This is a genomic window from Mesorhizobium sp. LNJC394B00 (assembly GCF_000502555.1).
Taxonomy (GTDB): Bacteria; Pseudomonadota; Alphaproteobacteria; order Rhizobiales; family Rhizobiaceae; genus Mesorhizobium.
On sequence record NZ_AYWH01000005.1, the window covers coordinates 251,354 to 275,886 of the forward strand.

Genomic DNA, 24,533 nt, shown 5'->3' on the forward strand with positions numbered 1-24,533 from the left:
GCACAAACTGCCCGGCAAGGCGGCAAAACCGACTGATTTTATTGCCAAAACGCATCGAAATGGGCCTTGAACAGGCCTGTAAGGCAGAATGCGGGCGCTCGCCCGTTGATTGATTGGTCTCCTGCGGCTAACGATCATGGCAATGTAAGCGAACGGACAGGGGAAATTCGCTTGGACGCGATCGAAAAAGCGATCCGCAACGCCTTCGAGAAAGGCAACGCCGAGGACCGGGCATTTCGCGAGAGGGTCTATCGGTCGGCTTTCGCGGCGCTCGACCGCGTGCTCCAGGCCAATCCCGGCGTGACGGTGGAAGCCGCCATCAAGCGCCGCAAGGCGGTCCAGGAAAAGATCGCCGAGATCGAATCCGAATTCCTGCCCGCGGTCCCCGATGTCGCCGCGCCCACGCAGAGCGCCGCGCCGACGCAGAGCGCTGCGCAGACACAAGATACCGCGCTGCCGCAACGCGTTGCGCAGCCGCAAGACGCCGTACAGGGCGCCGCCGAAGCGCCCGCGGTCGATGCCCCGACAGGTGTCGCGGCCGGACCGTCGCCGGCGATCGTCGTTGATGAACCGGTTCAGCCCGAGGCATCCGACGCGCCGCGTTCGCGCGTGCTGCCGGTCGTCCCCGACATCATGCCTGACGCCACGCTGCCCGGCGCCCCGGCGATCGATATGGCCGATTCCGCGCCGGCCGAGGCCGCGGCGGAAGTGGCGCCTGATCGCGATGAAAGGCGGATAAGGGGCCGCCGCCTGCCGCTGACGGCGATCTTCTTTGGCGTGACGTTGCTCGCCGCCGCCGGCATCGGCCTCTATTTCGCCGTGCAGACCGGGGTGTTCAAGACGCCGGCGCAGCTCGACACGGCGCCGCCCGAAGCGCCGCCGACCGTCGACGATGACGACTTCACGCCGCCTGCCGGTACAACTGAGCCGCAGCAGCCTGGCGCGCCGCAGCAGCCTGGTGTCGCCGAACAGACGCGCGACTGGATCAACGTGTTTACACCCACCGATCCAACGCATGTGGCGACCCCGTCCGACGCCAAGGCCGATGTCGTGCAGGACGACACCGGCTCCTTCCTGCGCATCCGCTCCGGTGCTTCCGGCTCGGCCATCAGCTTCGATGTCGGGCAGGGCGTGCTGGAGAAGCTTGCCGGCAAACATGCCGTGTTCGACATCGTCGCCCGCGCCGAGGACGGCAAGGACACGCAGATCTCCGTCGACTGCAATTTCGGCGATCTCGGCGATTGCGGCCGCAAGCGCTATGCGGTCGGCCAGCAGCGTAACGAATATCTGTTCGACGTGAAATTCCCCGACAAGCCCCCGGGCGCCGCCGGGAGCATCGCCATCAACTCCGACTTCGACAAGCAGGGCAAGGCGGTCGACATCTACGAGATCCGCGTCTCGATCGAACCGTAGGTCCCGGTGCCCGGTGGTCACAGCCTGGATTTGCGGGCGCGGCTCCTGCCAGCTAAATCATCGCTTTGGGGCTGTGCAGGACGCCCCAGGCCGGGGCGGAGTCCAGCGCGCCGAAGTCGCCTGCCGCAATCTCCCGGCAGATGGTCAGCAGCGCTCCGCCGGCAGCGCGGGCGAGCGATCCACCGACGCTGATCCGCCGCACACCGGCTTGCGCAATCTGGTCGAGGGTCAACCCGGAGACACCCTGGCCGATCACATGATTGACGGGAGTTTTGACTGAGCGGCAAAGCTTTTCGAGGGACGCCAGGTCCGGCACACCCGGCGCATAGAGAACCTCAACGCCGACAGCCTCGAATGTCCTGAGGCGGCGAATGGCCTCTTCGAGATCATAAGCGCCTTTGCCGAGGCCGTCGGCGCGGGCAGTCAGCACGATGTTGTATTTTCGCGCGGCCTCTGCGGCGGCGGCTATCCGCGCCACCGCGTCGTCAAAATCGCGTATCGGCAGATCGGAATTCGGCTGCCGATCCTCGATGGACAGCCCCGCCAGTCCAGCCTCGGCCGCCAGCCGAACGGTCTCGGGAACACCCTCGGGCGTGTCTTCGTACCCGTCCTCGAGATCGGCGGTAACGGGAACATCGGTCGAGGCGGCGATATCGGCGGCATAGGCCAGGCTCTCGGCGCGGCTGACGTCCAGCGCTCCGTCTTTCCTGCCTTTCGAGAATGCGTAGCCCGACGATGTCGTCGCCAGCGCCTTGAAGCCGAGACCCGTCATCATCCGCGCGCCGGCTATGTCCCACGGATTGGGGATCACGAAGCAGCCGGATTTGTGAAGAGCACGAAATCGTTCAACCTTGTCGGATCGGGAAATCATCTACGCTCCTGCCTGGGTTGGTACTCCCGGTTCGGAATTAAGTCTAGCGATCAAGCAGCGCCTGCAGCGTCTCGATGCGGTCGGCTTCGGCGGTCGGCTTGTCCCAGCGCAGCCGTGAGATGCGGGGAAATCGCATCGCAACGCCGGATTTGTGGCGGGTCGAACGGTTGAGACCTTCGAAAGCCACCTCCAGCACCAGGCCTTGGCTGCGGTCGGCGCGCACCGAGCGCACCGGGCCGAAACGCTCGACGGTGTTGTCGCGGACAAATTTGTCGATCTGCTTCAGCTCCTCGTCGGTGAAGCCGAAATAGGCCTTGCCGACCGGCACCAGTTCCTCCGCGCCTTCCGGCCCCGACCAGACGCCGAACGTATAATCGGAGTAGAAGCTGGACCGCTTGCCATGGCCGCGCTGCGCATACATCAGCACAGCATCGACCGTGTGCGGATCGCGCTTCCACTTGAACCACGGGCCTTTCGGCCGTCCCGCGAGATAGGGCGAATCCCAGCGCTTCAGCATCACGCCTTCGATGATCGGGTGCGGCGGCGCGCGGCGCAGTTCCTCCAGCGTTTGCCAATCCGGGAATTCGACGAACGGCGACAGATCGAAACGGTGCGGGTCCAGCGTTGTGATGAAGGCCTCAAGACGGGCCCGCCGCTCGCGGAAAGGTAGCGCGCGCAAATCTTCGCCGTTGATCTGCAGCGCATCGTAGCAGCGCATGAATGCCGGGTATTGCTGCTGTATCTTCGGGGCCACGCTCTTGCGATTGAGCCGCTGTTGCAGGTCCGAAAAGGTGCCGGTCGCCACCGGCTCGCCGACCAGCAATTCACCATCGAGCGCGGCGGAAAAATCCATTGCCTGGGCGAGATCGGGGAATGCGCCGGACACATCGTCGCCGGTGCGCGAATAGAGCCGGCGCACGCCGCCCTCGCACACCGCCTGAACGCGGATGCCGTCCCATTTCCATTCCGCGGCATAGTCGGCCGGATCGAGCTTTTCGAGGTCGCCGTCGCCGACCGGGTTCGACAGCATCACCGGACTGAACAGGGCAAGTGCGGTCCGCTTCGGCTTCTCGGCCTTGCCTTCCAGCCACGCGAACAGCGAGATATAGGGCGGTGTCAGCCCGTGCCACAGCTCCTCGATCTCGGCGACATCGACCTTGCCGAAATCGGCCAGCGCCTGTTTGGCCAGCCGCGCCGAAACGCCGATACGCAAGCCGCCGGTGACGAGCTTGATGATGGCAAAGCGCGCCGAAATGCCGGCGCTGTCGAGCAGCCCGGCCAGCACCTTGGGTCCGTCCGAGCGGCTCGCCGCCTGCAGCTTCGCCACGACATCGCCAAGCGTCGGCTCCCGGTTGGGGATATGTCCCGGCGTCTGCGGCCAAACCAGCGAGACGGTTTCGGCAAGGTCGCCGACATAGTCGTAGGAATAGCCGAACAGCACCGGATCCATGCGCTCGGTGACCAGCGTGCGCAGCATCGCCGGCTTCACCGCCGCAATGTTGAGGTCGCCAGTGATCGCCGCCAGTGCCAGCCCGCGGTCGGGGTCCTCGACGCTGCGGAAATAATCGACGAGCAGCGTCAGCTTGCCATTGCGCGACGGCGTCAGCACCAAGCGGTCGAGGAGTTCGGCAAAGCGGTTCATGGATGCAAGGACCGCGTTGACGGCAGAGGTTTGCGTTCTGGCGCACCCCCCTCTGTCCTGCTGGACATCTCCCCTGCAAGGGGGGAGATTGGCAGCCTTGATCTTGCCGCCCATCTTGCGAGGTTGGCGATTGGCGAAAGCGGAGGTGACATCTGATCTCCCCCCTTGCGGGGGAGATGGCCGGCAGGCCAGAGGGGGGTGGGAAGGATCGCCGCGCCGGCGATTTCTGGATCAAAAATCACCATCAATCGCCCTCGTCCTCATATCCCACCAGGTGCAGTGGCCTGGCGGCGATGCCTTCCAGCTCGCACCAGCGCACCAGCGCTTCCTCGCGGCCGTGCGTCACCCAGATTTCGCCGGCGCCCGTCTCCTTGACGGTAGCGGTCAGTTCATCCCAGTCGGCATGGTCGGAAATGATCAGCGGCAGTTCGACGCCGCCTTGCTTGGCGCGCTGGCGGATGCGCATCCAGCCCGAGGCGAAGCATGAGATCGGGTCGGGAAAGCGCCGCGCCCAGCGGTCGGCGAAGGCCGATGGAGGGCCGACAACGATGGCCCCGGTGAAATCCTGCTTGCCGCCGCTGTCGACGGTTGCCGGCTCCAGCGTGCCGAGGTCGATGCCCTGGCTCTGGTAATATTCGCTGAGCTTGGCCAGCGCGCCGTGGATATAGATCGGCCTGTCATAACCGGCATCGCGCAGCAGCCGCATCACCCGCTGTGCCTTGCCCAGCGCATAGGCGCCGACCAGATGCGATCGCTCGGGAAACTGCGCCGCCGATTTGAGCAGCCGGGCGATCTCCTCCGTGTCGGGCGGATGGTGAAACACCGGCAGGCCGAAGGTCGCCTCGGTGATGAAGACGTCGCATTGGACCGGTTCGAACGGTGCGCAGGTCGCGTCCTTCTGGCGCTTGTAGTCGCCGGAGGCGACGATGCGCCTGCCCTTGTGCTCGACCGCGATCTGCGCCGAGCCCAGCACATGGCCGGCCGGATGGAAGGTGACGCTGACATTGTTCAGCGCCATCGCTTCGCCAAGCACGGCCGCTTGCGTTGTCCCGGCAAAATCCTCGCCATAACGCAACCCCATAATGTCGAGCGTCTGCTGCGTCGCCAGCACCGAACGATGGCCGGATCGGGCATGGTCGGAATGGCCATGCGTGATCAACGCCCGGTCGACTGGCCGCACCGGGTCGATGAAGAAATCGCCGGATGGGCAATAAAGGCCTTCAGGCCGGGGATGGAGCAGGTCGCTGGCGCGCATCCAGTCAAGATAGTGGCTAATTCCAGCGCGGGAAGCCTGTTGCAAGAGACTGCTGACTCGGCCTACAGCCAGCCACCGGCCGCATCAGCCGGCGGGGCCATCGCCATGCAACCGCTGAAAATCTCGTCCGGCGACCTGACCGCCGACCGTCGCGCCGACTATGCCGAGATGCTTTTCGGCTCGGGCGAGCACGCGGCAGCGGCGGAGCTGCTGCTCGGCGCGCTGGAACTGGCGCCGCAATGGGCGGCGGGCTGGTTCCGTCTTGGCGAGATGCAGGAGACAGCCGAGCGGCTCGACGTGGCGGCTCAAGCCTGGGCGACGGCGCTGAAACTGGACCCGGCGGATCGCCTGGGTGCTGCGCTGAAGCTGCAACTCATCGGCAAGGCGCCGGCTGCCGCAGCGCCACCCAGCGCCTTCGTCGAGACGCTGTTCGACCACTATGCCGAGACTTTCGAGGACTCGCTGGTCGACAAGCTCGGCTACCGGCTGCCGGAGTTTCTCGATCGCGCCATTCGCGCGGCAAGACCGGGCCGCTTTTCGCTGGCGCTCGATCTCGGTTGCGGCACCGGTCTGATGGGCGAGAAACTGCGGCCGGTCGCCGAACGGCTGGAGGGCTACGATATCTCCGCCGCCATGCTGAAAAAGGCCCGCTCCAAGGGCGTCTACGACCTGCTCGCCAAGGCCGATCTGCAGCATTTTGCCTATGCCGGGCCGAAAGCCGATCTGGTGGCGGCGGCCGACGTGTTCATCTATGTCGGCGCGCTCGATCGCGTGGTGAAGACCGTCGCCGGCATTCTGGCCACCAATGGCCTGTTTGCCTTTTCCGTCGAAACGCCAGCCAAGGGCGGGGCGGGCGGCGACGCCGGTTTTGCGCTGCAGCCGTCTCGTCGCTACGCCCATTCTCAAGCCTATGTCGAGCGGGTGCTTGCCGCAAACGGCCTGTCGGTGCTGTCGATGCAGCCGACCGTCATCCGCTGGGATCGCCGCCAGCCGGTCGGCGGGCTTGCCGCGCTGGCGGTGCCCTCGTCCAAGGGTTGATGTCTCGTCTTGTTCGAAAACGTGAATAGGATTTTTGCGGCTCGCGCGGCATCAGGTAGGATACAAGCCGAGAAAAGCCCTCGGCAGGCATTGAGGAGGAACACATGCGCTGGAACATGATGGTCTTGGCGTCCTGCCTGGCGATGGCCGGCTGCAGCAGCTCGATGTCGGAGCGGCAGGACCAGGACGTACAATCGTCGCTGCAATATGACAACGTGCCTTGCGACCAGTTGCTGGCGCAGCGCAACGAACTGGCGCAGCAATACCATCTGTCGACGGACGCCAAGCCGAGCTTCTCCAATCCGGCGATGGGCTTCGGCCCGTTCACGCCGGATATGCGCTCCAAAAGCAAGCGCGATACTGATCTGGCAAGTGGCAAGATCGACGCCATGAACCGCTCGATCGTCCGCCGCGACTGCGGCAAGCCCAACAAACAGAAGAAGTTCACCCTGCCGAGCTGAACCTGAACTTCCTCAGTACCCCGCCTTGCGGTCGACCACGTTATCAAGCTTTTCGCCGCGCTCGAAGGCATCCATCTGCCGCAACATGCTCGGCGCCAGGTGGACAGGGTCGGAGGTCGCCGCCGCGTGCGGCGTCACGAACACTTTCGGGTGACTCCAAAGCGGACTGGTCTTCGGCAGCGGCTCGACCTCGAACACGTCGAGGCTCGCCTCCTTCAGCGTGCCGTCGTCCAGCGCTCGCAAGATGTCGGCGTCCTTCTGCAGCCGGCCGCGCCCGGCATTGATCAGCACCGAGCCGCCGAGGCCGTTTCGCTTGCGCAATTCCTTCAGCACGCCGTAATTGATGATGCCGTGCGTGTCCGGCGTCAGCGGCAACAGCACCACCAGTATGTCGGTGGCGTTGAGGAAGGGGATCAGCCCGGCCTCTCCGGCATAGGTCGCAACGCCTTTCATGGCCTTGTCGCTCCGCGACCAGCCATTGACGGCAAAGCCGAGCGACAACAGCACCGATGCCGCCGCGCGGCCGAGATTGCCGAGCCCCATAATGCCGACCGAGATGTCACCGGCCGGCCGCTGCGGCGGTTCGTGCCAGGTCTTCTTCGGCTGCTGCGCACGATAGAGCATGCCCTGGCGGTGATGGTCGAGCACGCGCCAGACGACATATTCGGTCATGTACTGCGTCAGGTTCTCGGCGACCACTTTGACGATCGGCACATCGGGCAGGCCGGGATCGGCGAAGATGTGGTCGACGCCGGCGCCGATCGAGAAGATTGCGCGCAGATTGGGCAGCGATTTCAGTAGGTTCGGCTTCTGCTTCCACACCACCGCATAGGTGATCGACGGATCCGAAGCGCCGTCCGGCTCCAGCACCACTTCGCGCTCGGCCGACAGCAGCTCGCGCCAGCGCTGCGGATGAAAGCCGGTGACGGCAAGCAGGATTTTGCCTTTTTCCATTTGCGGATTGTATTCCCTGTTATTCGCTGACGATACCGACCGGCGCCGTCTCGATCTTGAACGCGGCCGAGATCAGCGCCTTCGTATAGTCGGTCTGCGGCCGCTCGAAAATCTGTTCGGAAGGGCCGGCTTCGACGATCTTGCCATTGCGCATGACGATGACGTCATTGGCAAGGGCGCGAATGACTTTCAGATCGTGGCTGATGAACAGATAGGCAAGGTCGTGCCTGGCCTGCAGATTGCGTAAGAGGTCGACCACTTGCGCCTGCACGCTCATGTCGAGCGCCGAGGTCGGTTCGTCCAGCATGACGAAGCGTGGATTGAGCACCATGGCGCGCGCAATGGCGACGCGCTGGCGCTGGCCGCCGGAGAATTCATGCGGATAGCGGTTCCTGGTCGCCGGATCGAGCCCGACCTCCTTCAGCACGGCGACGACCTTGTCGTCGCGTTGATCGGGCGACAGCTTCGGCTCGTGGATCTTCAAGCCTTCCTCGATGATCTCCGAGACCGACATGCGCGGGCTGAGCGAGCCGAACGGGTCCTGGAAAACGATCTGCAACTCGCGGCGCAGCGGCCGCATGGCGTTGAAGGAAAGCTGGTTGATGTCGCTGCCATTGAACTGGATGGTGCCGGTCGATGAGATCATCCGCGCCAGCGCCAGCCCGAGCGTCGTCTTGCCGGAGCCGGATTCGCCGACGACGCCTAGCGTCTGGCCGGCGCGTACGGTGACGTCGATTCCGTCAACAGCCTTCACATTGTCGACGGTGGTGCGAAAGAAACCCTTTTTGATCGGGAACCAAACCTTGATGTCCTTGCCGGTCATAACCGGTTTGGCGGCGTCGTTGGCGGCCGGCGGCTTGCCCTTCGGCTCGGCGGCCAGGAGGTGCTTGGTATAAGCGTGCTGCGGGTTGGCGAAGATGTCCCTGGTCGGCCCGGTCTCGACGATCTTGCCTTTGGTCATCACGCAGACGCGGTCGGCGATCTTTCTGACAATGCCGAGATCATGGGTGATGAACAGCATTGACATGCCCTTGCGGCTCTTCAGCCCCGCCAGCAATTCGAGGATCTGCGCCTGGACAGTGACGTCGAGCGCCGTCGTCGGCTCGTCGGCGATCAGCAGTTCAGGCTCGTTGGCCAGCGCCATGGCGATCATGGCGCGCTGGCGTTGGCCGCCGGACAGCTGGTGCGGATAGGCGTCGAGCCGCTTTTCCGGTTCGCGAATGCCGACCTCGTTGAGCAGCGCCAGCGTGCGCGCCTTGGCCTGGCGGTCGCCCATGCCCTGATGCAGCGCCAGGATCTCGACGATCTGCTGCTCGATCGTGTGCAGCGGATTGAGCGAGGTCATCGGCTCCTGGAAGATCATGGTGATCTTGTTGCCGCGCACGCTGCGCAACTGCTTTTCGTTCATCGCCAAAAGGTCGGCGCCCTGGAACAGGATCTTGCCCGAGGGATGGCTGGCCGTCGGGTAGGGCAGAAGCTTCAGCACCGACAGCGCCGAGACCGATTTGCCGGAACCGGATTCGCCCACAAGCGCCACCGTCTCGCCCTTGGCGAGATCGAAGGAGATGTGGTCGACGGCGGTCGACTCGTTGCCGCCTTGGGTGAAGGCAACGCTGAGATCGCGGACGGAGAGCAGGAGTTCGCTGCTCATCGGAACGCCTTGCGCGGGTCGAAAGCATCGCGCGTTGCTTCACCGATGAACACCAACAGCGACAGCATCAGCGAGATGACGATGAAGCCCGATATACCGAGCCAGGGGGCATTGAGGTTACTCTGCGCCTGTTTTAGCAGTTCGCCGAGCGACGCGGTGCCGGGCGGCAGGCCGAAGCCGAGATAGTCGAGCGAGGTCAGTGTCGAGATCGAGGCGCTGACCAGAAAAGGCATGAAGGTCAGCGTCGCCACCATGGCATTGGGCAGAAGATGGCGCAGCATGATGGTGCGGTTGGACACACCAAGCGCGCGGGCCGCGTTGACATATTCGAAGTTGCGCGCGCGCAGGAATTCGGCGCGCACCACGCTGACAAGCGACGTCCAGGAGAAGAGCAGCATCAGCCCGAGCAGGATGAAGAAGCCCGGCGGCAGGATGGCAGCGACGATCAGCAGCAGATACAGCAGCGGTATCGCCGACCAGATTTCTATGAAGCGTTGAAAGAGAAGGTCGGTCCAGCCGCCGAAATACCCTTGCAGCGCGCCGGCGGCGACGCCGATAACCGACGAACCCGCGGTCAGGATCAACCCGAACAGCACGGAAATCCTGAACCCGTAGATGATGCGCGCCAGCACGTCGCGCGCCTGGTCGTCGGTACCCAGCCAGTTCCAGTTGCCGACAATGCAGTCAGGATCGGCAGCGCCTTGCGGATATTGGCTGCATCGCCTCTGCGCGTCGTATTCCCATGACGGTTTTGCGGGAGCGGCGTCGGGGATCGCATTGTTGACGGTGCGGTAGGAATAGCGGATTGGCGGCCAGATCATCCAGCCATTGGCGTTGATCTCGTCGCGGATGACCGGGTCGCGATAGTCGGTGACGGCGTAGAAGCCGCCGAATTTTTCCTCGGGGTAGGCGACCGCCACCGGGAACAGGATCTCGCCTTTGTAGTAGGCGACGATCGGTCTGTCGTTGGCGATCAGTTCGGCAAACAGCGACAGCACGAACAGAGCGAGGAATATCCACAACGACCAGTAGCCGCGCCTGTTGGCCTTGAAGTTCTGCCAGCGCCGCTTGTTGAGCGGCGACAGCCAGGGGCGGGCGATCCTTGTCGGTGTGATCTCGGCTGCAGCCTGCGTCATCAGACGTCTCTCCGCTCGAAATCGATGCGCGGATCGACCCATGTGTAGATCAGGTCGGACAACAGCGTCACGAACAGGCCAAGCAGCGAAAATATATAGAGGTTGGCGAAGACGACCGGATAGTCGCGCGCCAACACGGACCTGAAGCCGAGCAGCCCGAGACCGTCGAGGGAAAAGATGTTCTCGATCAAAAGCGAGCCGGTGAAGAAGGCCGAGATGAAGGCCGCTGGAAAGCCGGCAATGACGATCAGCATTGCGTTGCGGAACACATGTCCGTAAAGCACCCGCCGCTCCGACAGGCCCTTGGCACGGGCCGTCACCACATACTGTTTGCGTATCTCTTCCAGGAAGGAGTTCTTGGTCAGCAGCGTCGTCGTCGCGAAGGCCGACAGCACCAGCGCCGTCAGCGGCAAGGTCATGTGCCAGAAATAATCGACGATCTTGTCGGGCCACGACAATTGGTCCCAATTGTCGGAGACGATGCCGCGCAGTGGGAACCAGTCCCAGAAGGAGCCGCCCGCGAACAGCACCATCAGCAATATGCCGAACAGGAACGCCGGTATTGCATAGCCGACGATGATCACGCCGCTGGTCCAGACGTCGAAGGCGGAGCCGTCCTTGACCGCTTTGCGGATGCCAAGGGGGATCGAGATCAGATAGGACAACAGCGTGATCCACAGCCCAAGCGAGATCGACACCGGCATCTTCTCGAGGATCAGGTCAAGAACCGAGATGTCACGGAAATAGCTGTCGCCGAAATCGAAGCGGGCATAGTTCCACAGCATCATGACGAAGCGTTCGAGCGGTGGTTTGTCGAAGCCGAATTGCTTTTCCAGCTTCTTGATGAATTCCGGATCGAGCCCTTGCGCGCCGCGATACTTCGAGCCGACGTCACCGGCCACATCGAAATTGCCGCCGCCTCCTGCATCGCCACCGCCGCTGCCGAGGCGGTCGCTGCCGCCCTGGTTGGTCAGGCTGGCGATGACCTGCTCGACCGGTCCACCCGGTGCGAATTGAGTGACGACGAAAGCAACCGCCATGATGCCGAACAGGGTCGGTATCATCAGCAGGATACGGCGCAGTATGTAGGCGCCCATCAGCTTTCACCCTCCCCCTTGTGGGGAGGGTCGATCCGCGAAGCGGGGCGGGGTGGGGGTAGTCTCGACCCGGCGTACGCCGTCACACCCCCACCCCGGTTCGCCATTCGCGCTGCGCACGAAGTGCTCACCGACCCTCCCCACGAGGGGGAGGGTAAAGTGCCGCGCAACAGCCTACCCTTTGCCAATTTTTGCCGCCTTGCCCTTGTCGACCCACCACAGCGCTTCGACCGGGAAGTCGAACTCGGGTTTCCGCTCGGGAAAACCGAACATGTCCCAATAGGCGCTTCGATGATTCGCCAGGAACCAACTTGGAATCCAATCCCGCCGTGCACGCAAGACCCGGTCGAGCGCGCGCATGGCAATTGTCAGGCCTTCGCGATCCTTGGCGGCGCCCGCGGCGTCAACCAGGGCGTCGATGGCCGGGCTCGACGTTCCCGGCAGATTGCGAGAGCCCGATACGGTAGCTGCTCGCGAATGGAAAATGGTTTCGAGGTCGTCACGGGTTGGCGTCGCCGGAAACGAGGCCGCGACCGAGACGAGGTCGTAGTCGAACGAATTCTGCCGCAGCTGATATTGCGCGGCATCCACCAGCCGGATCGAGGCATCGATGCCGACCGCCTTCATGTTTTCGACCCAGGGCGAGTAGACCTGCTCGAAGACTTCGTCGTCGACAAGAAACTCTGCGGACAACCGACCACCCTTGTCGTTCACGACGAAATTGCCGGACCGTTTCCAGCCGGCCTCGGCCAGAAGCTTGGCCGCCTTGCCAAGCAACTGCCGGTCGCGGCCGGAGCCGTTCGACGCGTCCTGGACCACGGCTTCGCCAAAAGCCTCGGCGGGAATCTGCTCACGCAGCGGCTCAAGAAGAGCCAATTCTTGTGGCGACGGTCTGCCCTCGGCGCGAAATTCGGATTTCTCGAAGCAGGATTGCGAGCGCTCATAGGAACCGTAGAAGAAATTGCGCCGCGTCCATTCGAAGTCGAAGCAGAGCCCGATCGCCTGCCGCACGCGCGAGTCGCGAAACTGCTCGCGCCGCTGGTTGACGGCGGTGCCCTGCATCGAAGGCACCGTTTCGGCCGGGAATTCGTGCTTCACCACCTTGCCGGCAGTGAAGGCTGGGAAGTCGTAGCCGGTCGCCCAGACGCGCGAGGTGAATTCCTCCCTGTAGAGGATTTCTCCCTTCTTGAACGCTTCGAAGGCAACGCTACGGTCCTGATAGAACTCAACGCGGATCCGCTGAAAATTGTTCTGGCCGCGATTGACCGGCAGGTCGTTGCCCCAATAATCAGCCACACGCTCATATTCGATCCAGGCCCCGGCCGACCAGCGACCGACCTTGTAGGCGGCTGACCCCAACGGCGGGTTCATCTGCGAGGAATCGAACGGGTTGGCCGTGTAGAACGCCTTCGACAGGACCGGGAACTCGACGACGTTGAGGATGGTGCGGCTTGTCTGCTTGCCGGAAAACCTAAGCTGCAGCGTGTGGGCATCCACGGCAATCGCGTCATCCAGATGCGTTAGCGGCAGGGAATAGTACGGGTGCCCCTTGTCCTTGAGCAGCTTGAAGGTGAAGGCGGCATCCTCTGTCGTCAATGGCGTGCTGTCATGGAAGCGGGCCTGCGGGCGCAGCGAGAAGGTGAAGTCGTTGCGGTCGTCGGAAATCGTCACGCCGTCAGCGATCAGCCCGTAAACGGCGTCAGGTTCGTCGTACGCTCTCACCATCAGTGAATCGAAGCACATCTCCGTGCGCTGGGGCGAATCGCCTTTGGGAACGAACGAATTCAGCGTGTTGAAGGTCAGCGGCGTCTGGTTGGCAAGCCAGTTGCGCGGCAGGAAGTTGAAGACGCCACCTTGCGGCGCATCGACATTGACATAGTCGAAATGAGTGAAGTCCGGCTTGTATTTGAGGTCGCCGAAAGCCGACAGTCCATGCAGTTTCACGCCGGTTGGGCTGGCGGCGAAAGCCTTGCCCGGCAGCAGCGCAGCAACGGCCGCGGCGCCACTGAGGGCCAGGAAATCGCGGCGAGGGAGCCCCGCCATCAATTGCTGCCCTTGTACTTGGCGGCCAGGGCCTTTTCCTTGTCCGCATCGATCCACCAGGAATCGATATCGGCGCCACGGTAGCCGGGCTGCTTTTCCGGGATGCCGAACTTGTTCCAGTAAGCCAGCCACACAACGGCGCGATAGTATTGCGGCACCACATAGTAATTCCACAGCAGCACGCGATCGAGCGCATGGGTGGTGGCGACGAGGTCATCGCGATCCGTGGCAAAAATGATGCGGTCGACAAGGGCGTCAACGACCGGGTTCTTGATGCCGGAATAATTGCGCGATGCCGGTGTGTCGGCGGCCTTGGAGCTCCAGAAATCGCGCTGCTCGTTGCCGGGCGATTCCGACTGTTGGAGCTGTCCTGTGATGACGTCGTAATCGAAATTTCTGACGCGGTTGGTGTACTGGCTCGGGTCGACGATGCGCAGTGTCGCATCGACGCCGATCTTGCGCAGATTGGCGATCCAGGGGCTGGAAATGACCTGGTCGGTTTCATTCGAGCCTAGGATTTCAAACTTGAATGGCTCGCCGGTCTTGGCGTTGACCATCTTGCCGCCCTTGATCACCCAGCCGGCCTGGGCGAACAGGTCGACCGCCTGCTTCAGATATTTGCGCTCCGCCTGCGGCGAATCGTAGACCGGCAACTTGAATTCCTGGGTGAATACTTCCGGCGGCAGCTTGTCGCGGTACTTCTCCAGGATCTCCAATTCCTTGCCTTGCGGCAAGCCGCTGGAGGCTAGGTCCGTGCCTTGGAAATAACTGTGGGTGCGAGTGTTGAAACCGAAGAACAGCGTGCGGTTCATCGATTCGAAATCGAACGGGTAGGTGAGCGCGGCCCTGACCAGACGATCGGCAAACAACCTATGTCTCTGGTTGAGCATGAAAGCCTGCATCGGCTCGGGCGAGGTGGTCTTGAACTCCTGCTTGATCACATCGCCGGCCTTGATCGCCGCGAAATCATAAAACGTCGCCCAGCGCTTCGAGCTGTTTTCCGGCTTGATATCGTCGAGGCCACCTTTCTTGAACGCCTCCCAGGAGGCGTTGTCGTCAAGAATGTAGGTAAAGTGCTGCGTGTCGAAATTCTCCCGACCGATTTTCACAGCCAGCTTGGCGCCCCAATAGTCGGGGACGCGCTGCCAGACGATTTCCGACCCCGCCTTGAAGCTGGCGATCTTGTAGGCAGCCGAGCCCAGCGGCGGCTCCAGCGTCCCCTTGGTGATGTCGCGTTTCTTGCCATTGGCGTCGGTGCCTTCCCACCAATGCTTGGGCAGCACGACAAGGTCGCCGAGGATCTTGGGCAGTTCGCGATTGCCCTTCTGGTCGAAGTGGAACTCGACCTCACGGTCCGAGACAGCGACTGCGTCGGTGACGTTTTCGAAATAGCGGCTGTACATCGGGCTGTTGGCCTTCAGCACCTGGAACGACCAGATCACGTCGTCAGTGGTGATCGGCTGTCCGTCATGCCATTTCGCCCGTGGGTCGAGCCGGTAGGTGGCCGAGGAATAGTCGGTCGGGTACTTGTAGGCATCGGCGATGAGCGGGTGGCTGACGCTGCCTTCGTCAGTCGCCTGATCCATCAGCGTGTCGTAGAGCAGGCCGCCGCCAAATGGCTGCAGGCCGGCCGCCGGCGATCCCTGAACGATATAGGGATTGAAGCTGTCGAACGTGCCGGAAACGACCGAATTGTAGGTACCGCCCTTCGGTGCATCCGGATTCACATAATCGTAGCGCTGGAAATTCTCGCCATACTTGGAGGGGCCGATCAGCGAAGAGGTGGTGTGCCATTCCTGGGGGAAGGCTGCCTGCAGGCCGCCTGCGAGGGCGCCCACAACCAGAAAGGACCTCAGAAGCGTTCGGCCAACCGTCATGCGTTCTCCTCTTCGCGATGCCCGGCAATCCTAAATGATTTGACGCCGGTGAAAACCGCCATGCGGCGGCTTTGTCGCCGCATATGCGATTTTCCTAACAAAAAGCCGGGCTGAACCCGGCTTTTTTGAGATCATGGAGATGACAATTCGGTTATTTGGCGGGCGCCGGTGCCGGCGTCGCAGGGGCTGGAGCTGCACCTTCAGCCGGCTTGGCCGGAGCAGCACCCTCGGCCGGCTTGCCCGGCGCGGTTGCATCAGCGGCGGCACCTGGCGTCGGCAGCGGCTTCGGACTATCCGATAGCGTGCGCAGATAGGCGATGACGTTGGCGCGGTCCTCGTCCTTCGGCAGGCCGGCAAAGCCCATCGCAGTGCCCTTCACGAATTTCTTCGGCGAGGTGATGAAGTGGTTGAGGTTGTCATAGGTCCACTTCTCCGCGCCGCCCTTGGAAAACTCTTTCATGCCGGCCGAATAGGCAAAGCCCTCATGCTCGGCGACGGGGCGGTCGACGATGTCCCAGAGATCCGGGCCGACCTTGTTGGGGCCGCCTTTTTCGCCGGAATGGCAGGCCTGGCATTTCTTGAAGACGGCCGCACCTTGCTCGACATTGGCGGTGGCCAAAAGGTCGGCGATCGGCTTGGCCTCTGCCGCGGGTCCGGCGGCGCCGCCTTCGGCAGGCTCCGTCGCCTCGATGGCAAAGCCGGGTTTTTCCGGCGCCGGCGAGGCAAACAGGGCGTCGGACACCAAACCGACCGAGAAGACGACGAAACAGGTTCCAAGCAACCCGGCGAGCAGTTTGTTGACTTCGTTGGAATCCATACGCCCCAGGGCTCCCTTTTCCGGCGGACCTCTCCGTCCACTCCGTCCGTCGGTATCGTGACCCACCCCGTCGAGCCGGTCAAATCGGGCGGAAACTAGGTCTTTTGCTTGGGCGTTGCAACACCTATAAGGGCGCTTCCAGTGAGACCTTTTGCCACTTTCCCCATCCTCTTTCGAACGCCTTGCAACCTCGATGTCCACGCTCATCCTGATCCCGGCCCGCATGGCCTCGACGCGCCTGCCGGGCAAGCCGCTGGCCGACATAGCCGGCGCGCCGATGATCGTCCATGTCGCCCGCCGCGCCGCTGAGGCTGGGCTTGGCCGGGTGGTGGTGGCAACCGACACGCGCAACGTGGCCGAAGCGGTGCGCGCGCACGGTTTCGAGGCGGTGATGACGCGCACCGACCACGAATCCGGTTCCGACCGTATCTTCGAGGCGCTGACCGCCCTCGACCCCGATCGCAAGGTCGAAACCATCGTCAATGTGCAGGGCGACCTGCCGACCATCGATCCCAAGATCATCGGTGCGGCGCTGAAACCGTTCGAGGACGCTGCGGTCGACATCGCCACGCTCGGCGTCGAGATCGTCCGCGACGAGGAAAAGGCCAACCCCAACGTCGTCAAGATCGTCGGTTCGCCGTTGTCGGCGACGCGGCTGAAGGCGCTCTATTTCACCCGCGCCACCGCGCCCTGGGGCGAGGGGCCGCTCTATCACCATGTCGGCCTCTACGCCTATCGGCGCTCAGCCCTCGAACGCTTCGTCGCGCTAAAACCGTCGCCGCTCGAACGGCGCGAGCGGCTGGAGCAGTTGCGGGCGGTGGAGGCCGGTATGCGCATCGATGCCGAGATCGTGCAATCGCTGCCGCTCGGCGTCGACACGCCGGAAGACCTCGAACGCGCCCGACAAATTCTTTCCTGAGACCTTCAACCTGAGATATCGGCATGCCTGACAAGACCAACAGAATATCCTTCCAGGGCGAACCGGGCGCCAATTCCGACACCGCCAGCCGCAACATGTTCCCTTCGATGGAGCCGTTGCCGTGCCCCACCTTCGAGGATGCCTTCAACGCGGTCGAGACCAACAAGGCCGACCTCGCCATGATCCCGATCGAAAACACCATCGCCGGCCGCGTCGCCGACATCCATCATCTCTTGCCGGAATCGAAACTCCACATCGTCGGCGAATATTTCCTGCCGATCCATTTCCAACTGATGGTGCTGCCCGGCGTCAAACGCGAAGAGATCAAGACCGTGCACAGCCATATCCATGCGCTGGGACAGTGCCGCAAATACATCCGCAAGAATGGCTGGAAGCCGGTGATTGCCGGCGACACGGCGGGTTCGGCGAAGCTGGTTTCCGAGCTCAAGGACCGCACCATGGCCTCGCTGGCGCCTGCGCTCGCCGCAGAACTCTATGGCCTCGACATCATCGAGAAAAATGTCGAGGACACGGACTCGAATGTCACCCGCTTCGTCGTGCTGACCAAGGACAAGCGATTGGCCGAACGGCCCTCGGCCGACACCAAGATGATGACGACCTTCATGTTCCGTGTCCGCAACGTGCCGGCTGCGCTCTACAAGGCAATGGGCGGTTTCGCCACCAACGGCGTCAACATGACGAAGCTGGAGAGCTATCAGTTGGGCGCCTTCACCGCGACGCTGTTCTACGCCGATATCGAGGGCCATCCCGACGACCCACTGGTCAAGCTGGCGCTGGACGAACTGCGCTTCTTCTCGCGCGAAGTGCGCATTCTGGGCGTCTATCCCGCCAGCGAGTCGCGCGAGCAGTGGAAGGTCGCGGACTAAGGTTCCCCTAAACCAGCAGGGTCAGCGGCACATAGTCGATTTCCATGAAGGTTTCGACTTCCGGGATCCAGCGGTCGCGCACGAAGGCAACGTGGTCGGGATGCTCGTTATATCTGGTGTAGGCGGCCTGATCGACGAACTCCATCGAGAAGCCGAAGTGATAGTCGTTCTTCGGGCTGACTTGCCGCAGCGGCTCGAAATGGGTGACGCCCTTGATTGCGCTGAGAATGCGCTTGGCATCGGAGAGGAACCGCTTTTCCTCCAGCGAGTACTGCGGGTGCTTCAGGGTGAAAACCACGGTGTGACGGATCATTTTTTGCTCCCGTTAAGCAATTCCAGGAAAAGTGTGAAGCGGTTTTCCGTCCGGAATTGCGTAAAATAACAACTCTTATTCGCTGTCGATCCAGGCGCGGATCAGATGATGCGCGATCGCGCCTTTCGGCGGCGTGACCAGATTGTCCTTGTGCGTCCTCTCCAGCATGGAACGCACCTCGTCGCGAAAAAACCAGCGGCAATCTTCCAACTCGTTGAGATCGGCCTGGATGTCGTCATTGAGCGGTTCGCCGAAACAGCCGATCATCAGCGAATAGGGGAACGGCCAGGGTTGGCTGGCATGGTAGACGACGCGGCCGAGCCGGATGCCGGCTTCCTCCAGCGTTTCGCGGCGCACCGCCGCCTCGATCGTCTCGCCCGGCTCGATGAAGCCGGCAAGCGCCGAGTACATGCCGGGCCCGAAATGTCGGCCGCGGCCGAGCAGGCATTTTTCCCGCGTCGCCGTCAGCATAATCGCCACCGGATCGGTGCGTGGAAAGTGCTCGGTGCCGCAATTTGGGCAATGGCGCTTGTAGCCGCCGGCCCGCATTTGCGATTCATGGCCGCATTTGCTGCAGAAGCGATGGGTGGCATGCCAGGCAAGCAGGGCGGCGCCTTGCGCCAGCGCGCCCGCTGCCGCCTCGTCGATCAGCCCCTGCATATAGACCGAGCGATAATCGATCGCCTTCATGGTCTCCGGCAGCTGTTCGGGATCGAGGCCGACCGGCACGGCAAGTACCGGGCCGCTCTCGGCAAAGCCAAGCAGCACGCCTTGTGCGAGTGATGGCTGCAGCTTCTGGCCCTCAGCCAGATCGAACCAAGGGTCGAAGCTGCCATCGTGCAATTTCAGATACAGCCGTCCGCCATGCATCGGCAGAAGACGTGCCGAGGGATCGGCCAACGCCCTTTCGACGGAATCGTCGGCGCGGTTCTCGGATTGCCGATCAATCGTGTTTCCGGCGAAGCCGACGAACTGGCTCGGTTCGCGCAAGGGCGCGTCAAAAAGGCGAAAGGTCATGGAAGCTCGAACGTCTAGGGATGGACACAGGCGGCTTATAGCGCCGCCTTGATCTGTTGCGCAAACTGGCGGATGCCTGAACGCTCATAGGGCTCGCGCATGCCGTGCCCCCACACCGGCCCCGGCCAGCCCGGATCGCCTTCCGAGCGGGCGATGACGTGGACATGCAATTGCCGAACGATGTTGCCGAGCGCGCCGGTGTTGATCTTGGTGCAGCCCGTGGTTCTTTTCAGCGCCTGCGCCACCATGTTGGTTTCGAACGTCAACATCGCCTGGTCGAGCGGCGTCATGTCGTGGATTTCTTCGGCCCCCGGCCGCTGCGGCACCAGGACCAGCCATGGCCAGCGGCTATCGTTCATCACCCTGAGCTCGCACAGGCCGAGCCACATCAGCTGCTCGCTATCCGCCTCCAGCCTGGAGTCGAGCGTGAATCCGGCCTTGAGGCCCGGTAGCATTGGCGTTTCCCTTGCGCTTCTCGCATTATTCCCAAACTCATGACGCTAGAGCGGCTGCACGGGGGCTGCAAGCGATTCATTGAGCGGCGGAGTTCACGGGCATCCGATTCTCAATGCACCCTTGCATTTGATCGATGAATTGCCGATATGGAACGCGGGAGGTTGGTGGTGGACGATCCACTCGCCAACCGGGTCAGGTCCGGAAGGAAGCAGCCCTAACGAGCCCGGAACGGGTCATTGTTCCAGCCTCCCACCTCATCGGCCCCTCTCGCGACATTGACGACGCATTGCAGCGCGGGCGAGACTATTGGAGCAATTCCAGGGAAAGTGTGAGCGGTTTCCCGTCCGGAATTGCGTTAAAGCAAAGGGTAGAGCGGTTTGCCGTTTCAGAAAACGGTGAAACGATCTAGCAGGAATCGGCTACGCTGAGACGCGGCCTTTTGGAGCTTTACGGGCGAATGAGCGAAGCCGGAAATTCGGACCCCGAAAACCTGGAGAAGCAAAAGGCCGTCGCCTATCGCGTGCTGGCGCGCAAATATCGTCCGTCGAATTTCTCCGAACTGATCGGCCAGGAGCCGATGGTCCGCACTTTGACCAACGCTTTCTCCACAGGCCGCATCGCCCAGGCCTGGATGCTGACCGGCGTGCGCGGCGTCGGTAAGACCACGACGGCGCGCATCCTGGCGCGGGCGCTCAACTACAAGACGCCGACGGTCGACCATCCCTCGGTCGACCTCGCCCTCCTGGGCGAGCACTGCCAGGCGATCATGGAAGGCCGCCATGTCGACGTCATCGAGATGGACGCCGCGTCGCATACCGGCATCGACGACATCAGGGACATTATCGAGCGCGTGCGCTATGCCCCGGTGTCGGCGCGCTACAAAGTCTACATCATCGACGAAGTGCACATGCTCTCCACCCAGGCCTTCAACGGCCTGTTGAAGACGCTGGAAGAGCCGCCCCCGCACGTCAAATTCATCTTTGCCACCACCGAAATCCGCAAGGTGCCGATCACCGTGCTGTCGCGCTGCCAGCGTTTCGACCTGAGACGCATCGATGCCGGCGCACTGGTCGCGCATCTCGCCTCCATTGCCGGCAAGGAAGGCATATCGGTAGACGACGACGCGCTGGCGATGATCGCGCGCGCCGCCGAAGGCTCGGCCCGCGATTCGCTCTCCATTCTCGACCAGGCAATCGCCCATGGCGGCGGCGCCGTCAGCGCCGAAGCGGTGCGCGCCATGCTGGGTCTCGCCGACCGCGCCCGCATCGTCGACCTGTTCGAACATGTCATGAAGGGCGATGTGGCGGCCGCCCTTGCCGAATTCCGCAACCAGTACGACACCGGCGCCGATCCGGCTGCCGTGCTGACCGATCTGGCCGAATTCAACCACCTCGTCACCCGGCTGCGCTTCGTGCCGACGGCTGCCGACGACGCTTCCCTGTCCGAGGATGAGCGCCGCCGCGGCGCCGACTTCGCCAGCACGCTGTCGGTCAAGGTTCTGTCGCGAACCTGGCAGATGCTCTTGAAAGGCATTCCCGAGGTGCAGTCGTCCAACCGACCGGTCAGCGCCGGCGAGATGGTGCTGATCCGGCTGGCGCATGCCGCCGACCTGCCGACGCTGGACGAGGCGTTGAAATCTCTGGAGAGCGGCGCTCCGGCGTCCGGTGGTGCGTCACGCCCGAATGGTGCGCCGGTAAATGCCGGCAATGGCGGCGGCGCCAGCGCGGTAGCGCAGACCCGGATGCCGTCCGGGCCAGCCGGTGCGCAAACCATGCGATTGGTCGACGCGCCCCCGGTCGCCTTTGTCGCGCCTCCGCAGCCGGTCGTCGAGCCGCAATCGCCGCCGCTGAAATCGCTGGCCGATATTGTCGCTCTTGCCGACGCGCAGCGTGACATCGCCTTCAAGGTGCTGGTCAAGAGCTGTATTCGCCTGGTGCGCATCGAGCCCGGCCGTATCGACGTCGGCCTGACCGCCGATGCGCCCAAGATGCTGCTCAACGACTTGACGACGAAGCTGCGCGCCTGGACCGGCCGCAACTGGCTGGTGTCATTGTCGAAGGAAGAGGGCGGCCAAACGCTGGCCGAGATGGAATCGACCAGGCGCGAGACTGCTTTCTCCGACGCGAAAAGCGATCCGGCTGTGGCCGCCATCCTGGCGCGCTTTCCCGGCGCCAAGATCATCGACGTGCGCATTCCCGACGCGCCGGAAGTCGACACCGACAAGGCCGAAGCGCCGGTCGAGCCGCCGCCGGACGACGACGAAACCTGACCATAGCCACGAATCCGCAAAGGACCCGACCATGAAAGATCTTCTCGGCCTGATGGGCAAGGCGAAGGAAATGCAGGCCAAGTTCCAGGCCATGCAGGACGAGATCGCCACGATAGAAGCAAGCGGGCAGGCCGGAGGCGGGCTGGTCAATGTCACGCTGACCGGCAAGTTCGAGATGAAGTCGCTGAAGATCGATCCGTCGCTGTTCAAGGAGGACGAGGTCGAGATCCTCGAAGACCTGCTGCTTGCCGCTCACAATGACGCCAAAAATAAGGTCGAGCAGATTATGCAGGAGAAGACCAAGGCGCTGACGGCAGGCTTGCCGATCCCGCCCGGAATGAAATTGCCGTTCTGAGCCGGCTCCAACCAGTTAATTGATTATGAAGGGAAATCGGCTGCGGAGGCTGTCGTTAAGACTTTCTCCGGCTTTGCTCACGCGGACATATCCGGCCATTTATAAAGTTTTACCTATGCTGCACGAAAGCTAATCCTTTAGCCATCTTTTTGCCTTTAAGAGTCTCATTCTTGCCACATCTCGGGGCGGGCTGGCATCTGGACAATGAGGCATTTTTGTTGATCGCGACGCGATGGAAGACGCCGCTTCTGCTCGGCATCATCTTCTCCCCTATGTTCCTGGCGGGTTGCAGCCAGACTACGTCTTCGCATGGCCTGTCGGTCGCCAGCCTGACCGACGCCATCACGCCCAGCTTCCTTTCGACGCGCGCCTACCGCAACACGCCGAAGGAGAAGGAATGCCTGGAGCGGGCGATGTTCTTCGAGTCCAACCGCTCGAGCCGTGACGGCATGATCGCCGTCGGCACGGTGGTGATGAACCGGCTGCGCTCCGGCAATCATGGCAGCACCATTTGCCAAGTGGTTGGCGAACCGGGCCAGTTCGCGCCCGGCGTGATGACGCGGGCGATGAATTCGAAAGCGATGCCCGATGTCGAGGAGGCCGCCGATGCGGTGCTCAAGGGCGAGCGCAAGGCCAAGCTGAAGAACACGATGTACTTCCACACCGCCGGACTGAGGTTCCCCTACAAGAACATGCATTACACCATGGTTGCCGGCGGCAACGCCTTCTACGAGAAGCGCGGTCGCAACTGGCAGCCGCTGCCGGATGAATCCACGACCATGGTTGCCTCGGCGCAGCCGCGCGCGCCTGTGCCTGAAGCGCCGGTGCAGGTTGCCTACGCCGAGCCGGTGGTGAAGACCATTGTCCGTCCAGATCCTGCCAAGCAGGCCGCGGCGGTTCGCGCAGCCAAGGCGACACGTGCCCCAGCCGAGCAGACCTATGTGACGGCTTCCGCGGCGCCCGCCAAGAGCGTCCGCATCGCCGCCAAGCAGACGGAGGTGGCGATGCAGGAGCCGATGGCCGAGCCCGATGCCTCGCGTTTCGGCGGCACGCTGAACGCCCGCTACATCACCTCGGTTCCATCGGCAACGCAGGAAGCGTCGATGGGCTTCCAGTCGACGCCTGAGAACACCGACGCTATCGGCGCAATGATCGTCGACCAGACCCGGCCAGCGTCAGCTTACTGACGCCTAAAACAGTTTCCAAGCCCGCCATGGCAGCATGGCGGGCTCGGTGCGTATGCGGCATGTTTCAAAGCGCGCGGAAAAATCCTAGATCAGTGCGATGTCGAAGCGAATCGCCGGTCCCGAGATCGAACGCCTGATCCAGCTCCTGGCCAAGGTCCCGGGACTAGGGCCGCGTTCGGCCAGGCGTGCGGCACTGCACCTCATCAAGAAGAAGGAGCAGCTTTTGTCGCCGCTCGCCGCCGCCATGGCTGAAGCCGCCGACAAGGTGCGCATCTGCACGATCTGCGGCAATGTCGATACCTCCGACCCTTGCATGATCTGCACCGATCCGCGCCGCGATGCCTCGACGCTGATCGTGGTCGAGGATGTCTCCGATCTCTGGGCGCTGGAGCGGGCGGCGGCCATGAATGTGCGCTACCACGTGCTCGGCGGCACGCTGTCGCCGCTCGACGGCATCGGTCCCGAACAGCTCAACGTGCGCTCGCTGGTCGACCGCGTTGCCGGCGGCGAGGTGAAGGAGGTGATCCTTGCCGTCAATGCCACCGTCGAGGGCCAGACGACGGCGCACTATCTCACCGACCAGTTGTCGGGCTTCGAGGTCAAGGTGACACGACTTGCCCATGGCGTGCCGGTTGGCGGCGAGCTTGATTATCTGGATGAGGGTACGCTGGCAGCCGCGTTGCGATCGCGGACGGCGTTTTGACGCAATTGGCGGGCAGGATGTGCGACATGAAAGCTTCGCATTCTTCGAGGTTTGCGCCAAACACCCCCCTCTGTCCTGCCGGACATCTCCCCCTCAAGGGGGGAGATCAGCAGCTTCTCGGGCGGCATTCTTCTTTCAACGCTGGTGGTTGGCGAAAACCGAAGCGACAGCC

The 24,533-nt window shown here is 62.9% G+C and carries 22 protein-coding genes and 1 other RNA gene; 10 read left to right on the plus strand and 13 right to left on the minus strand.

The features are described from left to right. The first annotated feature begins 171 nt into the window (after positions 1-171). On the plus strand, positions 172-1,413 hold the full coding sequence (locus X751_RS145570; protein WP_023736159.1) for a hypothetical protein: 1,242 nt from the start codon (positions 172-174) through the stop codon (positions 1,411-1,413). Positions 1,414-1,465: 52 nt separating this feature from the next. Here the strand turns inward: X751_RS145570 and X751_RS145565 are convergent, their stop codons facing one another. The 3 genes from X751_RS145565 to X751_RS145555 all read right to left on the minus strand — a co-directional run bounded on the left by X751_RS145565 (position 1,466) and on the right by X751_RS145555 (position 5,181). Continuing rightward, positions 1,466-2,284, minus strand: a complete 819-nt coding sequence (locus X751_RS145565; protein ID WP_023740782.1) for an isocitrate lyase/phosphoenolpyruvate mutase family protein — start codon at positions 2,282-2,284, stop codon at positions 1,466-1,468. Between the two features lie 43 nt (positions 2,285-2,327). After that, on the minus strand, positions 2,328-3,926 hold the full coding sequence (locus X751_RS145560) for a cisplatin damage response ATP-dependent DNA ligase (RefSeq protein WP_023692612.1): 1,599 nt from the start codon (positions 3,924-3,926) through the stop codon (positions 2,328-2,330). A gap of 244 nt (positions 3,927-4,170) precedes the next feature. Then, a complete protein-coding gene (locus tag X751_RS145555) occupies positions 4,171-5,181 on the minus strand; it encodes a ligase-associated DNA damage response exonuclease (RefSeq protein ID WP_023725791.1) in 1,011 nt (336 codons plus the stop codon). 105 nt (positions 5,182-5,286) lie between these two features. On the opposite strand from X751_RS145555, the gene X751_RS145550 reads away from it, so the two are divergent. Together X751_RS145550 and X751_RS145545 are read left to right on the plus strand one after the other, a co-directional pair. Then, positions 5,287-6,219 (plus strand): methyltransferase domain-containing protein, encoded by a 933-nt coding sequence (locus X751_RS145550; RefSeq protein WP_023745248.1) that lies wholly within the window; start codon positions 5,287-5,289, stop codon positions 6,217-6,219. Positions 6,220-6,323: 104 nt separating this feature from the next. Then, the gene (locus tag X751_RS145545; protein WP_023725789.1) at positions 6,324-6,680 is read left to right on the plus strand and encodes a hypothetical protein; all 357 of its coding nucleotides are present in this window, start codon (positions 6,324-6,326) and stop codon (positions 6,678-6,680) included. A gap of 12 nt (positions 6,681-6,692) precedes the next feature. Here the strand turns inward: X751_RS145545 and X751_RS145540 are convergent, their stop codons facing one another. The 7 genes from X751_RS145540 to X751_RS145510 all read right to left on the minus strand — a co-directional run bounded on the left by X751_RS145540 (position 6,693) and on the right by X751_RS145510 (position 16,255). Beyond that, a complete protein-coding gene (locus tag X751_RS145540) occupies positions 6,693-7,634 on the minus strand; it encodes a glyoxylate/hydroxypyruvate reductase A (protein ID WP_023696755.1) in 942 nt (313 codons plus the stop codon). Positions 7,635-7,653: 19 nt separating this feature from the next. Further along, on the minus strand, positions 7,654-9,285 hold the full coding sequence (locus X751_RS145535; protein WP_023745249.1) for an ABC transporter ATP-binding protein: 1,632 nt from the start codon (positions 9,283-9,285) through the stop codon (positions 7,654-7,656). Next, positions 9,282-10,421 carry an ABC transporter permease gene (locus X751_RS145530; RefSeq protein WP_023682037.1) on the minus strand — a complete coding sequence of 380 codons (1,140 nt, stop codon included), beginning with the start codon at positions 10,419-10,421 and terminating at the stop codon, positions 9,282-9,284. The genes X751_RS145535 and X751_RS145530 overlap by 4 nt, the downstream gene beginning before the upstream one ends. Then, a complete protein-coding gene (locus X751_RS145525) occupies positions 10,421-11,518 on the minus strand; it encodes a microcin C ABC transporter permease YejB (protein ID WP_023745250.1) in 1,098 nt (365 codons plus the stop codon). The genes X751_RS145530 and X751_RS145525 overlap by 1 nt, the downstream gene beginning before the upstream one ends. A 174-nt stretch (positions 11,519-11,692) precedes the next feature. After that, positions 11,693-13,561, minus strand: a complete 1,869-nt coding sequence (locus tag X751_RS145520; RefSeq protein ID WP_023745251.1) for an extracellular solute-binding protein — start codon at positions 13,559-13,561, stop codon at positions 11,693-11,695. After that, complete coding sequence (locus X751_RS145515) at positions 13,561-15,438, minus strand: extracellular solute-binding protein (RefSeq protein ID WP_023745252.1); 1,878 nt, start codon at positions 15,436-15,438, stop codon at positions 13,561-13,563. The genes X751_RS145520 and X751_RS145515 overlap by 1 nt, the downstream gene beginning before the upstream one ends. 151 nt (positions 15,439-15,589) lie before the next feature. Then, positions 15,590-16,255, minus strand: a complete 666-nt coding sequence (locus X751_RS145510; RefSeq protein ID WP_023688767.1) for a cytochrome c family protein — start codon at positions 16,253-16,255, stop codon at positions 15,590-15,592. Positions 16,256-16,448: 193 nt separating this feature from the next. Between X751_RS145510 and X751_RS145505 the strand changes: the two genes are divergently transcribed. After that, complete coding sequence (locus X751_RS145505; RefSeq protein ID WP_023669513.1) at positions 16,449-17,174, plus strand: 3-deoxy-manno-octulosonate cytidylyltransferase; 726 nt, start codon at positions 16,449-16,451, stop codon at positions 17,172-17,174. Between the two features lie 23 nt (positions 17,175-17,197). Beyond that, positions 17,198-18,061, plus strand: a complete 864-nt coding sequence (locus X751_RS145500) for a prephenate dehydratase (RefSeq protein WP_023692604.1) — start codon at positions 17,198-17,200, stop codon at positions 18,059-18,061. Between the two features lie 7 nt (positions 18,062-18,068). Here the strand turns inward: X751_RS145500 and X751_RS145495 are convergent, their stop codons facing one another. From X751_RS145495 to X751_RS145485, 3 genes are all read right to left on the minus strand, one after another. Beyond that, positions 18,069-18,374: a Dabb family protein gene (locus X751_RS145495; RefSeq protein WP_023669515.1), complete on the minus strand. Its 306-nt coding sequence runs from the start codon at positions 18,372-18,374 to the stop codon at positions 18,069-18,071. Positions 18,375-18,449: 75 nt separating this feature from the next. Further along, complete coding sequence (nudC, locus tag X751_RS145490) at positions 18,450-19,391, minus strand: NAD(+) diphosphatase (RefSeq protein WP_023745253.1); 942 nt, start codon at positions 19,389-19,391, stop codon at positions 18,450-18,452. A gap of 35 nt (positions 19,392-19,426) precedes the next feature. Beyond that, a complete protein-coding gene (locus tag X751_RS145485; protein ID WP_023682032.1) occupies positions 19,427-19,846 on the minus strand; it encodes an HIT family protein in 420 nt (139 codons plus the stop codon). 157 nt (positions 19,847-20,003) lie between these two features. Here X751_RS145485 and ffs point away from each other — a divergent pair. The 5 genes from ffs to recR all read left to right on the plus strand — a co-directional run bounded on the left by ffs (position 20,004) and on the right by recR (position 24,361). Then, positions 20,004-20,100: signal recognition particle sRNA small type (gene ffs, locus X751_RS1000000165790), an RNA gene on the plus strand. Between the two features lie 204 nt (positions 20,101-20,304). Then, positions 20,305-22,116 (plus strand): DNA polymerase III subunit gamma/tau, encoded by a 1,812-nt coding sequence (locus X751_RS145480; protein ID WP_023745254.1) that lies wholly within the window; start codon positions 20,305-20,307, stop codon positions 22,114-22,116. A gap of 31 nt (positions 22,117-22,147) precedes the next feature. Then, positions 22,148-22,471: a YbaB/EbfC family nucleoid-associated protein gene (locus X751_RS145475; protein WP_023669519.1), complete on the plus strand. Its 324-nt coding sequence runs from the start codon at positions 22,148-22,150 to the stop codon at positions 22,469-22,471. Between the two features lie 218 nt (positions 22,472-22,689). Next, positions 22,690-23,658 (plus strand): cell wall hydrolase, encoded by a 969-nt coding sequence (locus tag X751_RS145470; RefSeq protein WP_023745255.1) that lies wholly within the window; start codon positions 22,690-22,692, stop codon positions 23,656-23,658. Positions 23,659-23,755: 97 nt separating this feature from the next. Next, positions 23,756-24,361: a recombination mediator RecR gene (gene recR, locus X751_RS145465; protein ID WP_023745256.1), complete on the plus strand. Its 606-nt coding sequence runs from the start codon at positions 23,756-23,758 to the stop codon at positions 24,359-24,361. The last annotated feature ends 172 nt before the right edge of the window (positions 24,362-24,533 follow it).